The organism is Mesorhizobium sp. M0292, assembly GCF_040321695.1.
In the GTDB taxonomy this organism is placed as follows: domain Bacteria; phylum Pseudomonadota; class Alphaproteobacteria; order Rhizobiales; family Rhizobiaceae; genus Mesorhizobium.
Genome location: NZ_JAMYSB010000010.1, coordinates 163,394 through 176,722 on the forward strand (window position 1 = coordinate 163,394; position 13,329 = coordinate 176,722).

Here is a 13,329-nt window from a genome sequence, read left to right on the forward strand (position 1 = left end):
TCACTGTGTATGATCCAGCACGACCTTGCCGAAGGGAGAGCCGTGTTCGAGATGGCGAAGGGCCTGTGCTGCCTCTGCCCAGGGGAAGACCCGGTCGATCACCGGCCGCAGCCGATGGACGGCGAGCGCCCGGTTCATCGCTTCGAAGGACTCGCGCGAGCCGACCGGTATGCCGCGTGCTTTCACCTGGCGGCGGAAGATGTCGAGCGGATTGATCACCCCTTCGCTGCCGCCGAGATAACCGATGACGTTGATCTGGGCGCCGCGCGCCGACGCCTTGAGCGACTGCGCGAAACTTTGGGGACCACCGACTTCGATGATGTGATCGGCGCCGCGGCCATCGGTCAGCGCCAGCACGGCCGACGACCAATCCGGATCGTCGCGGTAGTTGACGCCATCATGCGCGCCAAGCCCCTTCGCCCAGGCAAGCTTCTCATCGCTGCTCGACGTAACAATGACGCGCGCTCCGGCCGCCCTTGCGAACTGCACGGCAAACAGCGACACGCCGCCGGTGCCGAGGCTGAGCACGGTTTCGCCTGGCTTGAGCTTGCCCTCGGTGAACAACGCATGCCAGGCAGTGACGGCGGCGCAAGGCAATGTCGCCGCCTCTACGTCGCTGAGATGCGCCGGCGCGATGACAGCCGCCTGTTCGTCCAGCCGGGCGAATTCGCTCAGCAAACCGTCGATCGGGCCGCCGCGCTGGTAGGAAGGTTCGGCCATGGCGAAGCTGCCGCCGACCCATCGCTGCCAGAACGTGCCGCAGACCCGGTCGCCAACCTTGAAGCGGCTGACCTCGGGGCCAAGCGCGACGACCTCGCCGACGCCGTCGGAAAGCGGCACCAGCGGCAAGGGGAATGTCGTGTGATAGCTGCCGCGCGCGATCTCGACATCGCGATAGTTGAGCGCCGTCGCCTTGACGCGGACGATCATCTCCTGACGGCCGGGCTCCGGCATTGGTCGTTCGACCATCTTGAGATTGTCGATGCCGCCCGGCTTCTGCAGTTCGATTGCCTTCATTGTCGTCGTCCTTTCGTTTGAAAGGAAAATTGCTTGCCAGGCGATGGATTTCAAATTCATAATGTTTACAATGATTATGCTTACGAGACATAGTTCTAGCTATGCTTGAGGAATTGCGCACGCTCGCCCTGTTTGCCGAGGAGGGCTCGATCCAGAAGGTCGCCCGGCGCCTGCCGCTGACGCAGCCGGCTGTGACCCGGCAAATCCAGCGGCTGGAGGACATGCTTGGCACGACGCTGCTCGACCGCCGGCAAAAGCCGCCGCGACTGACGCCGACGGGGCTGGAAGTGCTGGCGCGCGGACGCGATATCATCGCTTCCGTAGAAGCGCTGAAATCCTTCGCCGGAAAGACCGAGCCGGAAGGACTGTTCCGCCTGGGTCTCGCCCATGGCCTCTCGGACCGCGACATCGCCGGGGCCATCGCCAACGCCGCGGCGGCGTTCCCGAAAGTGTCGCTACGGCTCAAGACGGGCTGGAGCGCCGAACTAATCGGTCAATTCGAACGCGGCGAGCTCGATGTGACGATTGTTCTGCGATCGTCGGATAAGCCAGGCCCGGAAGCGCTTGGCACTGAACGTCTTGGCGTCATAGCTGCGTCCACCGTCCCCGATCCGGAAGACGGTGGCCGGACACCCATGCCGTGGGTGCTTAGTCCGGCCCCTTGCGACGCGCGCCAGAAACTCATGTCCGTTCTGGTCGGCGGAAGGCGTTATTTCGAGATCGCGGCGGAGATACAGGATCCGGCCTTGCAGATGGAATGGGTCCGTCGGGGGCACGGCCTTGGGCTAGTGCCGTTGCGTCTTGCAAGGCGCGGACTTCCCGACGGCCTCATGCTGGTCAACACGGAAGATGTCGACCTTTCCTTGCAGGTCGCCGCACTTCGTTCGCCTCATCTCAACCGGCTGACTGAGGCTGCGGACGCCATCGTCGAGGCTGTCGGCAGAGTCATTGCGGCCCAGGTTTGAGGCTACCAGCCCTTGTCGGGCGATCTGGCATCCCCTTGCCTCTCCTGCCGATTTGTGGTCTTGGGAGCCCGAAATCGCTTGTCCAGCGACCATCCCCATACCAACGGCCAAGCCGTTGGTAGCATCCCGGATCAATCTCATCATGGCCAAGATCAATGGCAACGAAATCCGTCCCGGCTATGTCATCGAGCACGATGGCGGCCTTTGGGTGGCGGTCAGGACCAACACCGTCAAGCCCGGCAAGGGCGGTGCCTATAACCAGGTCGAACTGAAGAACCTGATCAACGGCACCAAGCTCAACGAGCGCTTCCGCTCGGCCGAGACCGTCGAGCAGATCCGGCTCGACCTGAAGGATTTTTCCTTCCTCTACGCCCAGGACGACGCACTGGTGTTCATGGACACGCAGAGCTACGAGCAGCTCGAGCTGGCGAAGGATTTCGTCGGCGACCGCGCCGCCTTCCTGCAGGACGGCATGATGGTGACGGTCCAGCTCTATGAGGACAGGCCGATCGGCATTTCGCTGCCCGACCAGGTGACGCTGACCATCACCGAGGCCGACCCGGTGGTGAAGGGCCAGACGGCCGCGTCCTCGTACAAGCCGGCGGTGCTGGAAAACGGCATCCGCGTGCTGGTGCCGCCATTCATCGGCGCCGGCGAACGCATCGTCGTCGACACCAACGAACTCACCTACATGCGCCGCGCAGACTGACGCGTAGGCAGGAACAGATACGATGGCACGCTCCGCACTTCTCAATGTCATGGTCCAGGCCGCCATGAAGGCCGGCCGCTCGCTGTCGCGCGACTTCGGCGAGGTGCAGAACCTGCAGGTGTCGATGAAGGGACCGGGCGACTATGTCAGCCAAGCCGACCGCAAGGCCGAGGACATTCTGTTTGCCGAACTGTCGAAGGCACGGCCGGGCTATGCCTTCCTGATGGAAGAGCGCGGCATGATCGCAGGGGACGACGACCAGCACCGTTGGATCGTCGACCCGCTCGACGGCACCACCAATTTCCTGCACGGCATTCCGATCTTTTCCATCTCGATCGCGCTGGAGCGACAGGGCCAGTTGGTCGCCGCCGTCATCTACAATCCGGCAATGGATGAGCTCTACACCGCCGAGCGCGGCGGCGGCGCCTTCATGAACGATCGCCGGCTGCGCGTTGCCGGCCGCAGCAAGCTCACCGACTGCGTCATCGGCTGCGGCGTGCCGCATCTCGGCCGCGGCCAGCACGGCAATTTCCTCGTCGAGTTGCGCAATGTGATGGCCGAGGTCTCGGGCGTGCGCCGCCTGGGTTCCGCCGCGCTCGATCTCGCTTATGTCGCCGCCGGCCGCATGGACGGCTTTTGGGAAACCGGCCTTTCGGCCTGGGACATTGCCGCCGGCCTGCTGCTGATCCGCGAGGCCGGTGGCTTCGTCTCCGACATGGATGGCGGCCAGGATATGCTCGAGGCGGGTTCGCTCGTCGCTGGCAACGAGGTCATCCAGCGCGCGCTGCTCAAGGCGGTGAAGAAGCCGCTTTCGGCGCGCTGATCACTTGGCATGCCGGCGCGGCGTGCTGAAGCGCCGCAGTCGCAAAACCGCAATCAAAGCTTGAAATACTGCCCGGCGGCCGCCCAGATAAGGGTGACGCAGGATTTTTTATGACGAGCATACCTTCACTATCCTCGCGAGAAGCGCAGCCAGACCAGCCAGTTGAAATCCCTTATGTCGGGCGTTGGCACTACTCGCGTGCGGAGATGATCGCCGATGGCATCGTCCATGCGGTCGGCATCGTGCTGGCGATAGCCGCCGGCTCGGCGTTGCTGGCGCTGGCCGCCTTCCATGCCGGTCCCGGCGAATACATCGCCGCCGCCTTCTTCGTGGTGTCGCTGCTGACTGTGCTGTCGATTTCGCTGACCTACAATCTGTGGCCGGTGACGTCGCCGGCGAAGTGGATCTTGCGGCGCTTCGATCATGCGGCGATCTATCTCCTGATCGCCGCGACCTACACGCCCTTTCTGGCCCAGCTCGACGGCTCGCCGCTGGCGCTGCCGATGATTGTCCTTGTCTGGACCGCTGCTTTGACCGGCATTGCCATGAAAGTGTTCCTGCCCGGCCGCTTCGATCGTCTGGCCATTGTCTTCTATCTCGCCATCGGCTGGAGCGGCGTCGTCCTGGTCAAGCCGCTGGTGGCGACGTTGCCGACGACCTCGATCGCGCTGATTGTCGCCGGCGGCATCGTGTACTCCTGCGGCGTCATCTTCTTCGCCTGGAAACGCCTGCGCTTTCACAATGCCCTCTGGCACGGCTTTGTCGTCACCGGCGCCGGGCTGCATCTTGCCGCCATGGTCGACTGCCTGGTCGTCAACCGCCTCTGAACGGCGTGGTGCGGCCCGACAGTCGGGCAATATTGCCAAGCGCCATTCAATTTGGTCACAATTCCGTTTAGAGTCGCGAATTACGTGATCGGCGGCACTGGAGCGGTTCCAGGGAAGTATGAGCGGCTTCCCGTTCGGAATTGCGTCAAGGCAAATAGAGCATCGGAAACGGGGCACGGATGGCTTTTCTCAGATCCTTCGGCGTGGGCAGGCGTTCTGATGTCCTGATGTACGATCCGCACAAACTGTCGAGCCCGCAGGTCTTCCTCCTGACCATGGTCATCTTCCTGGTCATCGTCGCCTTCATCGCCGCCATCCTCACCCGCCAGATCTCGACCGCTTTCGGGAGCAATCCCGGCCTCAACGGCCTGATCGTCGGCGTCCTTGTGGTCGGCATCCTGCTCGCCTTCGCCCAGGTCGGACGACTGTTTCGCGAAGTGCGCTGGGTCAATTCCTTCCGCGCCGGTTCCGAAACCACCGAGCCGGTGCTGCTGGCGCCGATGAAGGCGATGATCGGCCGCTCCTCGACGGTGGCCTTCTCGACGTCTTCGATGCGCACCATGCTGGATTCGATCGCCACCCGCCTCGACGAAAGCCGCGACACGTCGCGCTATCTTGTCGGCCTGCTGGTGTTCCTCGGTTTGCTCGGCACCTTCTGGGGCCTGCTCAACACCATCGGCTCGATCCGCGAAACCATCGAATCGCTCGATCCCGGCACCGGCGACGCCGCCGCCGTGCTCGATTCGCTGAAGCAGGGGCTGTCGGCGCCGCTGGCCGGCATGGGTACGGCCTTTTCGTCCTCGCTGTTCGGCCTTTCCGGGTCGCTGGTGCTAGGCTTCCTCGACCTGCAGGCCGGCCGCGCCCAGACCCGCTTCTATACCGAGCTTGAAAACTGGCTGTCCTCGGTCACCGATCTCTCCTCCGACATCGCCGTCGCCGACCCGGCCAAGACTGAATCCTCCGACGAGATCCGGGTCCTGTCGGAACGGCTGCGCAGCATGCAGGAAAGCGGCGGCGGCTCCAATCCGCGCGTCGCCACCGCCATGGCCAATCTCGCCGACGGCATTTCCGGCCTGGTCAAGAACATGCGCTCCGAGCAGCAGATCATGCGCGACTGGGTCGAGGCCCAGTCGGACGAGCAGAAGGCGATGCGCAACACGCTGGAAAAGATCGCCGACGCGCTGAAGAAACCCGGGGTCCACTAGCATGGCTCTCGCCAGGGGCCGGCGCACCGATCGCCGGATCGACTATTGGCCGGGCTTCGTCGACGCGCTGTCGACGCTGCTGCTCGCCATCATGTTCCTGCTCACCGTTTTCGTGCTGGCGCAGTTCCTGCTCGGACGCGAACTCTCCGGCAAGGATACGGCGCTCACGCGCCTCAACTCGCAGATCAACGAACTGACGCAGTTGCTGGCGCTGGAGCGCTCGAGCGCGCAGGACAAGGACGATTCGCTGGCCAATCTGCAGGCGTCGCTGTCGGCCGCCGAAGCTGAGAAGAGCCGGCTCGAGCAGCTGCTGGCGCAAGGTGCCGGCGCCGGCGACGCCGCCACCCAGCGCGCCGCGGAACTCGGCGGCGAACTCGACAGCCAGCGCCAGATCAGCCAGCAGGCGCTGAGCCAGGTCGAGATCCTGAACCAGCAGATCGCAGCACTGCGCAAGCAGATCGGCGCGCTCGAGGACGCCCTCAATGTGTCCGAAACGCGCGACCGCGATTCCAACACCAAGATCGCCGATCTCGGCCGTCGGCTCAACGTCGCGCTGGCGCAGCGCGTGCAGGAGCTGAACCGCTATCGCTCCGACTTCTTCGGCCGCCTGCGCGAAATCCTCGCCGACCGCGAGAACATCCGCATCGTCGGCGACCGCTTCGTCTTCCAGTCGGAAGTTCTGTTCCCGACCGGGTCGGAAGTGATCAACGATGCCGGCAAGGTCGAGATGAAGAAGCTCGCCGATGCCATCATCGAGTTGCAAAAGGAAATCCCGCCCGAGATCAACTGGGTGCTGCGCGTCGACGGCCACACCGACAACAAGCCGCTGTCCGGCGCCGGCCGCTATCGCGACAATTGGGAATTGTCGACGGCGCGTTCGACCTCGGTGGTCAAGTTCCTGATCGAGAACGGCGTGCCCGCCAACCGGCTGGTTGCGGCCGGCTTCGGCGAATTCCAGCCGCTCGACCCCGCCGACACCGAAGACGCCCGCAACAAGAACCGACGCATTGAACTGAAGCTCACCGAACGGTGATTTTCAGTCACGCGAAATTGTTTGCCGGCTCAACTCTAGGGCGCAACGCCAGGTCGGCAAGGCCTGAAAACATTATCTTTCTTTAATTACACTTCGCGTTTCCGGGCTCCTACTTTGACGCGCAGGGCCGAGAACCGCCGGCGATGCCTCCCATCGCGACGCGACGGAACCGGACGGCCCGCTTCCGGAAGGCGGAGCGAAAGCGCTTGCCCCTTCCATAGCAGGAGGAGACGCACATCATGCGCTCTTTGAAGACTCTCAGGACCGCAACCCTCACGACACTTCTGATCACTGTTCCACTCGCCGGCGCCTATGCCGCCGGACATCACAAGGGCGCCCTCGACGCCAGCGACCCGACCGACATGACCGGTCCGCGCGTGACCGGCCTGATCGAGCAGGTGCGGGGCGTCGAACAGGGCATCACGGATGCGCGCGAGACGAAGGGCATCTCGACCTCGGAAGCGCAGTGGCTGCATCTGCGTGCTGCGCATATCGGCCAGGCCGCCGAACGGGTCGCCGCTTCGGACCATGGCCGGATCCCGGCCGCGCAATATCACGATCTGCTGCGCCGCCTCGACAATGTCGATCAGAGGCTGATGTCCGACACCGGCAGCGGCTTCATGATCGGTGATGGCTCCGACGGCGGAAATTATCCGAACGGCTGAGATCCGCTCTGATATCTCCAGGAATGAGGAAGGGACTGTCTGACGCCCCCGGATCTGGCTCCGAGGGCGTCTTTTTTGTCACCAGCCCAGCCACAGCGCAGCGAGGGCCAGCACCGCCGGCACGGTCTGAATATAGAGGATCTTCCGGCTGGCAGTCGCCGCGCCATAGAGGCCGGCGACGGCGATGCAAAGCAGGAAGAACACCTTGATCTGGAATCCGGCTGCGCCGAGATAGAGGCCCCAGATCAGCCCGGCGGCAAGGAAGCCGTTGTAGAGCCCCTGATTGGCGGCGAGCACCTTCGATGCGCTGGCGAAGTCCGGCTTGAGGTTGAACGCCCTGTGCCCGCGCGGTGTGTCCCACGCCACCATCTCCAGATAGACGATGTAGAGGTGGATCAGGGCCACCAGCCCGACCAGGATATTGCCGATCATCTTAGTCTCCCCTGCATGGCGGTGTTCCACCGCCAGCCAGCATTCCACGCACAAGCTCATCGGCGCAAGCTGCATCGGCGAAAGCCACCTTTGAGGGTTGCCAATCCTGGCGCGTTGGTATCTTTTCCCGCGGTCCAAAACGCGGAACCTGCCATGTCTTTTCAGAAGCTCGATGATCTCGGCCACAAGCTCGAAGCGCTGGAACATGCGCTCGCTATCCTCGGCGCCGACGAGGCGACCCACATGGCCGTCGGCGGCGGCGAGAAGCGCGCCGAAGCCATGTCGTCCCTGGCCGGGATGCTGCATATCAGGGCTACCGCGCCGGAGATCGCCGACTGGCTCGCCGCCGCCGAACAGGAGGCGCTGAACGAGGAGCAGCAGGCGGCGGTCCGCGAACTGCGTCGCCAATACACCAACCTGACCTGCCTGCCGGTCGAATTCGTCGAGCGCCAGACGGTGGCGCGTATGCGCTCCGAGCAGCTCTGGCGCGACCTGCGCGCCAAGAATGACTGGGCAGGCTTCCTGCCGGCGCTCGAAGGTGTCATCGCGCTGGTGCGCGAGGAAGCCGCTTTGCGCGCCGACGCGCTCGGCCTCGATCCCTACGACGCACTGATGGAGCAATACGATCCTGGCAACCGCGCCGCCGACATCACGCCGGTCTTCACCGAGCTGAAGACATTCCTGAAGGGCTTCGTGCCGGAAGCCCTGGCCGCGCAGGAAGCGCGCCTGGCCAGGCATCCCGTGAAGCCGCTCTCCGGCAGCTATGCGATCGACCGGCAGCGCGAGCTTGGTCTCGCCATGATGGCTTCGGTCGGCTTCGACCTCACCCACGGTTCTCTGTCCGTATCGCACCATCCCTTCTGCGGCGGCGTGCCGAGCGACGTGCGCATCACCACCCGCTACAAGACGTCCGACTTCCTGTCGGCCTTGATGGGCGTGCTGCACGAGACCGGCCATGCGCTCTACGAGCAGAACCTGCCGAAGGCCTGGGCGCACTGGCCGCTCGGCAAGGCGCGCGGCATGGCGGTGCATGAAAGCCAGAGCCTGTTCGTCGAGAAACAGGTCGGCCGCAACCCCGAATTCTGGCGCTGGGCGCTGCCCGTGGTCGAAAAGCATCTCGGCGAAGCCTGGTCGCTCGACGACATCCTGCCGCATGTGCACCGGGTCGAGCGCGGCCTGATCCGCGTCGACGCGGACGAGGTAACCTACCCGCTGCATGTCATCCTGCGCTACGAGTTGGAGCAGGAGCTGGTCTCGGGGCGGCTGCAGGCGGCCGACCTGCCCGAAGCGTGGGACGCCAAGATGCGGGAGTATCTTGGCCTTTCGACCATCGACAACCCAGCCGACGGACCGATGCAGGACGTGCATTGGCCGGGCGCCGCCTTCGGCTATTTCCCGTCCTATACGCTGGGCGCCATGATGGCGGCGCAGCAATGGGCTGCGCTGACGCGCGACCATCCTTCAGCCGACAGCGATCTCGCCAGGGGCAATTTCGCCGCCATCAATGACTGGCGCCGCGACAAGATCTGGTCGCAGGGATCGCGCTGGTCGACGCCCGAACTGCTTGAGCGCGCCACCGGCGAGAAACTGAATGCCGCGCATTTCACCGAGCATCTCCGCAAGCGGTATGGTCCCGCCTGATTGCGGGTTGCTACTCCGCGGCACCCCTGAAGGCGCTTGCTCCGGTTTCGAACTGCAGCTTGGCCAGCCTTGCATAGATTCCGCCCTTGGCGACCAGGCTCTGGTGCGTGCCTTCCTCGACGATGCGGCCGCCATCCATGACCAGGATGCGGTCGGCCTTCAGCACGGTCGCCAGCCGGTGGGCGATGACGATGGTGGTGCGGCCCTGCATCAGCCGTTCCAGCGCCGTCTGCACCAGCGTTTCGCTTTCGGCGTCGAGCGCCGACGTGGCCTCGTCGAGCAGCAGGATCGGCGCGTCGCGCAGGATGGCGCGGGCGATCGCCACGCGCTGGCGCTGGCCGCCGGACAAGGTGACGCCGCGCTCGCCGACCTGGCTGTCGTAGCCCTTGTCGAGCCTGAGGATGAACTCGTCGGCCAGCGCGTCCCTGGCGGCGGCCTCGATCTCGGCATTCGTCGCGCCCGGCCGGCCAAAGCCGATATTGTCGCGCGCGCTTGCCGCAAAGATGGTGACATCCTGCGGCACGATCGCAATGCGCTCCCGCACTTCAGCCGGATCGGCTTCGCGCACGTCGACGCCGTCAATGGCGATGCGGCCGGTTTCTGGATCGTAGAAGCGCAGGATCAGCGAAAAGACGGTGCTCTTTCCGGCGCCCGACGGGCCGACGATCGCCACCGTCTCGCCGGGCTTGACCTGAAAACTCAAGCCGTGGACGGCGGCACGGTCCGGCCTTGCCGGGTAGGAGAAGGAGACGTCGTCGAAGCTGATCGCGCCTGTCGCCTTGGCGGGCAGCGGCAGCGGATTGGCCGGCGGTTGAATCGCCGGCGTCTCGTCGAGTATCTCGGTCAGCCTTTCGGCCGCACCCGCCGCCTGGGCAAGCTCGCCCCAGACTTCCGACAGTGCGCCCAGCGCGCCTGCGGCAAACACGGAGTAAAGCAGGAACTGGCCGAGCGTACCGGGCGACATCGTGCCGGCAAGCACGTCACGCGAGCCGAACCACAACACCGCCACGACCGAGGAAAAGATCATGAAGATGGCAAAGAAGGTGAGCAGCGAGCGGGAGAAGATCGACGAGCGCGCCGCTTGGAAGGCGGCTTCCACCGCGGCCGAGAACCGCCCGGTGACCAGCGTCTCGTTGGTGAACGCCTGCAGCGTGCGCACCGCGCCGATCTGCTCGCTGGCATAGGCGGTCGCTTGCGCCAGCGTATCCTGCGCCTGCCGTGACCGGCGCCTCACCGAACGGCCGAACGCGACCAGCGGCAGCACGATGAGCGGAATGGCCGCGATCACCAGGCCCGACAGTTTCGGGCTGGTGACGACCATCATCGCCACCGCGCCAAGGCCGAGGATGACGTTGCGCAACGCCACGGAGGCGGTGGCGCCGACGGCGGATTTCACCTGCGTGGTGTCGGCGGCAAGCCGCGAGACGATCTCGCCCGACTGGGCGGTGTCGAAGAAGGACGGCGAAAGCGTCGTGACATGCGAAAACACGTCGCTGCGGATGTCGGCAACGACCCGCTCGCCGAGCGTGATGACGAAGTAGTAGCGTCCGGCCGATGCCGCCGCCAGAATGGCTGCCATCGCCACCAAAGCGGCGAAATATTCGGCGATGAAGACGGTGTCGGAAGCGCTGAAACCGTGGTCGATCATGCGCCGCACGGCCAGCGGCAGCGCCAGCGTCGTCGCTGCGGCGATGGCGAGCGAAATGAGGGCGCCTATGACCAGTTTGCGGTAGCGGAATATGTAGGGATATAGGCGCCTGAGCGGCCCGAGCGAGCGCCTGCGCCCGTCTTGCTCGCCGCTGATGTCCGCCATGACCGTTTCCTCTGGCCGCTCCAGGTGGGCGCGTTCAATATGCGCCTGCCGTGGCCTTGTGATTCAATTCCGGCTGATGTATAGGCTCGCCGACCGTTTTAGAAGCCGTGGCTTTTCAATAGCTGCGGCTTCGAGTTTTAAAAAGGGGCGCATCGACGCAGGCCGCGGGCCCGTCTGTAGCGCCGCAAGCCAGGAAGCACGACAATGAAGGCCGATATCCATCCCGACTACCACACCATCAAGGTCGTCATGACCGATGGCACCGAATACTCGACCCGTTCGACCTGGGGCAAGGAAGGCGATACGATGAACCTCGATATCGATCCGACCACGCACCCGGCCTGGACCGGCGGCCAGCAGACCCTGCTCGACCGCGGCGGCCGCCTGTCGAAGTTCAAGAAGCGCTTCGAAGGTTTCGGCCTTTAAAGTTTACCTGTATCGCTGAATAAAGAACCCGCCTTTGTGGCGGGTTTTTTGTTGCCGTCAAAGTCAGTCGCTTCAAGCTAACGCGCCGATACCTCCCGCTTGTGGGGAGGTCGGCCCAAGGGTCGGGTGCGGTCCGACGCCTCCACCCTGCTGCTTCGAAGCGACCCTTCCCAGAGTGGTGCGAGCCTACCCGTCCACCAATTCCCGCAGCGCCATGCGCTTGTAGGCGGCGACCAGCCTGTCGCCCTCCTGCCGATCGACCGAGATCGCCAGCCGCACGGCAGCCTCGCCCATCTGCCAGACCAGAAACGCTGTGGTCTCCAGCGCCACCGGATCGGCGCCGGGATGCAGCCGCTTCAGCACCATGGTCAGGAATTCGGCATTTGCCCGGCTGTCGGCGAGTTCGAGCTGGCGCAGCGCCTTGTCGGCCTGCGTGCCCGACCAGATGTCGCGCATCACCGGCTCGGCCAGGAACAGCTGATAGTAGATATCCACCAGCTCCGAAAACGCCTGCCGCAGGCCCTCGGCGTCGACGACATCCTTGAGCGCCGAGGAGATGCAGGCCTGGCTTTCGGCGGTGTAGCGCTCGGCCAGCGCCCAGACGATCGCCCGCTTGTCGGGAAAGAACTGGTAGAGCGAGCCGATCGACACCGCGGCCCGTTCCGCCACCTCGCCCATGCGCATGGCGTCGCTGCCTTGCTCGGCAATCAGCGCCGAGGCTGCGGCCAGCATGCGCTCGACCCGCTCGCGGCTGCGCTGCTGGGTGGGCGCCCGCCGCGGCGATGCTACCTGCTCCTGGGCAGATGCGGGCGCTGCTGTGTCTTCCATGACTGCCTCCGGTTCCGACAAAATTGCCAACAAACGGCTTGACTCGCAAAATACGAGGGTTTATCACGTTTTGCAAATGTGAGGATCACTCATATTTTCAAGCAAAGGAGAACCACAATGACTGACACCAAACCAATCCTGATCCTCGGCGGCACTGGCAAGACCGGCCGTCGCCTCGCAGAGCGGCTGACCGCACAGGGCGTTCCCGTGCGCATCGGCTCGCGCTCCGGCAGCCCCCGCTTCGACTGGGAGGTTCCGGCGACCTGGGAGCCTGCCATGCAAGGCGTGAGTGCCGTCTACATCAGCTACTATCCCGACATCGCCGTGCCGCGCGCCGCCGAGACAGTCGGCGCCTTCGCCAGGCTTGCGGTGGCAAATGGCGTCACCCGCCTGGTGCGGCTCTCCGGCCGCGGCGAGACCGAGGCCCAGCGCGCCGAAGAGATGGTCAAAGCCTCGGGCGCCGACTGGACGATCCTGCGCTGCGCCTGGTTTTCGCAGAATTTCAGCGAAGGTTTTGTCGTCGAGTCCCTGCTGCAAGGCGAAGTGGCCTTGCCTGTCGGCCCTGTTGGCGAGCCCTTCGTCGATGTCGACGACATCGCCGATGCTGCCTTCGTCGCGCTGACCGAGCCGGGCCATGTCGGCCAGCTCTATGAGCTGACCGGGCCGCGGCTGCTGAGCTTCGCCGACGCGGTCGCCGAGATCGCCAAGGCGACCGGCCGCGACATCCGCTATATCAAGATCTCGCATGACGAATTCACCGCCGCGACGGCGGCACACGAACTGCCGCCCGAAATCGCCTGGCTGCTCAACGAGCTGTTCACCGAAGTGCTTGACGGCCGCAACGAGACGCTGACCGACGGTGTCCAGCGTGTGCTCGGCCGCGCGCCGAAAGACTTTTCCGCCTACGCAAATGAACCCGCCGCAACCGGCATTTGGAGCAACTGA

14 protein-coding genes are annotated in these 13,329 nt (G+C 64.6%); 10 read left to right on the top strand and 4 right to left on the bottom strand.

Annotated features, from left to right (window positions below; all coding sequences use genetic code 11):
• Complete coding sequence (locus tag NKI96_RS17685) at nt 1–1,017, bottom strand: zinc-dependent alcohol dehydrogenase family protein (RefSeq protein ID WP_023711985.1); 1,017 nt, start codon at nt 1,015–1,017, stop codon at nt 1–3.
• A 101-nt stretch (nt 1,018–1,118) separates the two neighbouring features.
• Here NKI96_RS17685 and NKI96_RS17690 point away from each other — a divergent pair, with 101 nt between their 5' ends.
• The 7 genes from NKI96_RS17690 (at nt 1,119) to NKI96_RS17720 (ending at nt 7,244) form a co-directional block, all read left to right on the top strand.
• On the top strand, nt 1,119–1,982 hold the full coding sequence (locus tag NKI96_RS17690; protein WP_023694589.1) for a LysR family transcriptional regulator: 864 nt from the start codon (nt 1,119–1,121) through the stop codon (nt 1,980–1,982).
• A gap of 142 nt (nt 1,983–2,124) precedes the next feature.
• Nucleotides 2,125–2,691, top strand: a complete 567-nt coding sequence (gene efp, locus NKI96_RS17695; protein ID WP_023668757.1) for an elongation factor P — start codon at nt 2,125–2,127, stop codon at nt 2,689–2,691.
• Between the two features lie 22 nt (nt 2,692–2,713).
• On the top strand, nt 2,714–3,514 hold the full coding sequence (locus tag NKI96_RS17700) for an inositol monophosphatase family protein (protein WP_023684166.1): 801 nt from the start codon (nt 2,714–2,716) through the stop codon (nt 3,512–3,514).
• Between the two features lie 110 nt (nt 3,515–3,624).
• Complete coding sequence (gene trhA, locus NKI96_RS17705) at nt 3,625–4,341, top strand: PAQR family membrane homeostasis protein TrhA (RefSeq protein ID WP_023688947.1); 717 nt, start codon at nt 3,625–3,627, stop codon at nt 4,339–4,341.
• A gap of 179 nt (nt 4,342–4,520) precedes the next feature.
• Nucleotides 4,521–5,546, top strand: a complete 1,026-nt coding sequence (locus tag NKI96_RS17710; RefSeq protein ID WP_023668754.1) for a MotA/TolQ/ExbB proton channel family protein — start codon at nt 4,521–4,523, stop codon at nt 5,544–5,546.
• A 1-nt stretch (nt 5,547) separates the two neighbouring features.
• Nucleotides 5,548–6,579 carry a peptidoglycan -binding protein gene (locus tag NKI96_RS17715; RefSeq protein WP_023684164.1) on the top strand — a complete coding sequence of 344 codons (1,032 nt, stop codon included), beginning with the start codon at nt 5,548–5,550 and terminating at the stop codon, nt 6,577–6,579.
• Nucleotides 6,580–6,818: 239 nt separating this feature from the next.
• Nucleotides 6,819–7,244, top strand: a complete 426-nt coding sequence (locus tag NKI96_RS17720) for a hypothetical protein (protein WP_023688945.1) — start codon at nt 6,819–6,821, stop codon at nt 7,242–7,244.
• A 78-nt stretch (nt 7,245–7,322) separates the two neighbouring features.
• On the opposite strand, the gene NKI96_RS17725 is transcribed toward NKI96_RS17720, so the two are convergent.
• A complete protein-coding gene (locus NKI96_RS17725) occupies nt 7,323–7,676 on the bottom strand; it encodes a DUF1304 domain-containing protein (RefSeq protein ID WP_023806573.1) in 354 nt (117 codons plus the stop codon).
• Nucleotides 7,677–7,829: 153 nt separating this feature from the next.
• Here NKI96_RS17725 and NKI96_RS17730 point away from each other — a divergent pair, with 153 nt between their 5' ends.
• Nucleotides 7,830–9,317 (top strand): carboxypeptidase M32, encoded by a 1,488-nt coding sequence (locus NKI96_RS17730; protein WP_023694585.1) that lies wholly within the window; start codon nt 7,830–7,832, stop codon nt 9,315–9,317.
• A gap of 10 nt (nt 9,318–9,327) precedes the next feature.
• On the opposite strand, the gene NKI96_RS17735 is transcribed toward NKI96_RS17730, so the two are convergent.
• Entirely contained in the window at nt 9,328–11,130 is a 1,803-nt protein-coding gene (locus tag NKI96_RS17735; protein WP_352805404.1) for an ABC transporter transmembrane domain-containing protein, read from the bottom strand.
• 204 nt (nt 11,131–11,334) lie between these two features.
• Here NKI96_RS17735 and rpmE point away from each other — a divergent pair, with 204 nt between their 5' ends.
• Complete coding sequence (rpmE, locus tag NKI96_RS17740) at nt 11,335–11,556, top strand: 50S ribosomal protein L31 (protein WP_023668748.1); 222 nt, start codon at nt 11,335–11,337, stop codon at nt 11,554–11,556.
• A gap of 186 nt (nt 11,557–11,742) precedes the next feature.
• Here rpmE and NKI96_RS17745 read toward each other — a convergent pair whose 3' ends face one another.
• Nucleotides 11,743–12,384: a TetR/AcrR family transcriptional regulator gene (locus NKI96_RS17745; protein WP_023694584.1), complete on the bottom strand. Its 642-nt coding sequence runs from the start codon at nt 12,382–12,384 to the stop codon at nt 11,743–11,745.
• A gap of 117 nt (nt 12,385–12,501) precedes the next feature.
• Here NKI96_RS17745 and NKI96_RS17750 point away from each other — a divergent pair, with 117 nt between their 5' ends.
• A complete protein-coding gene (locus NKI96_RS17750; RefSeq protein WP_352805407.1) occupies nt 12,502–13,329 on the top strand; it encodes an NAD(P)H-binding protein in 828 nt (275 codons plus the stop codon).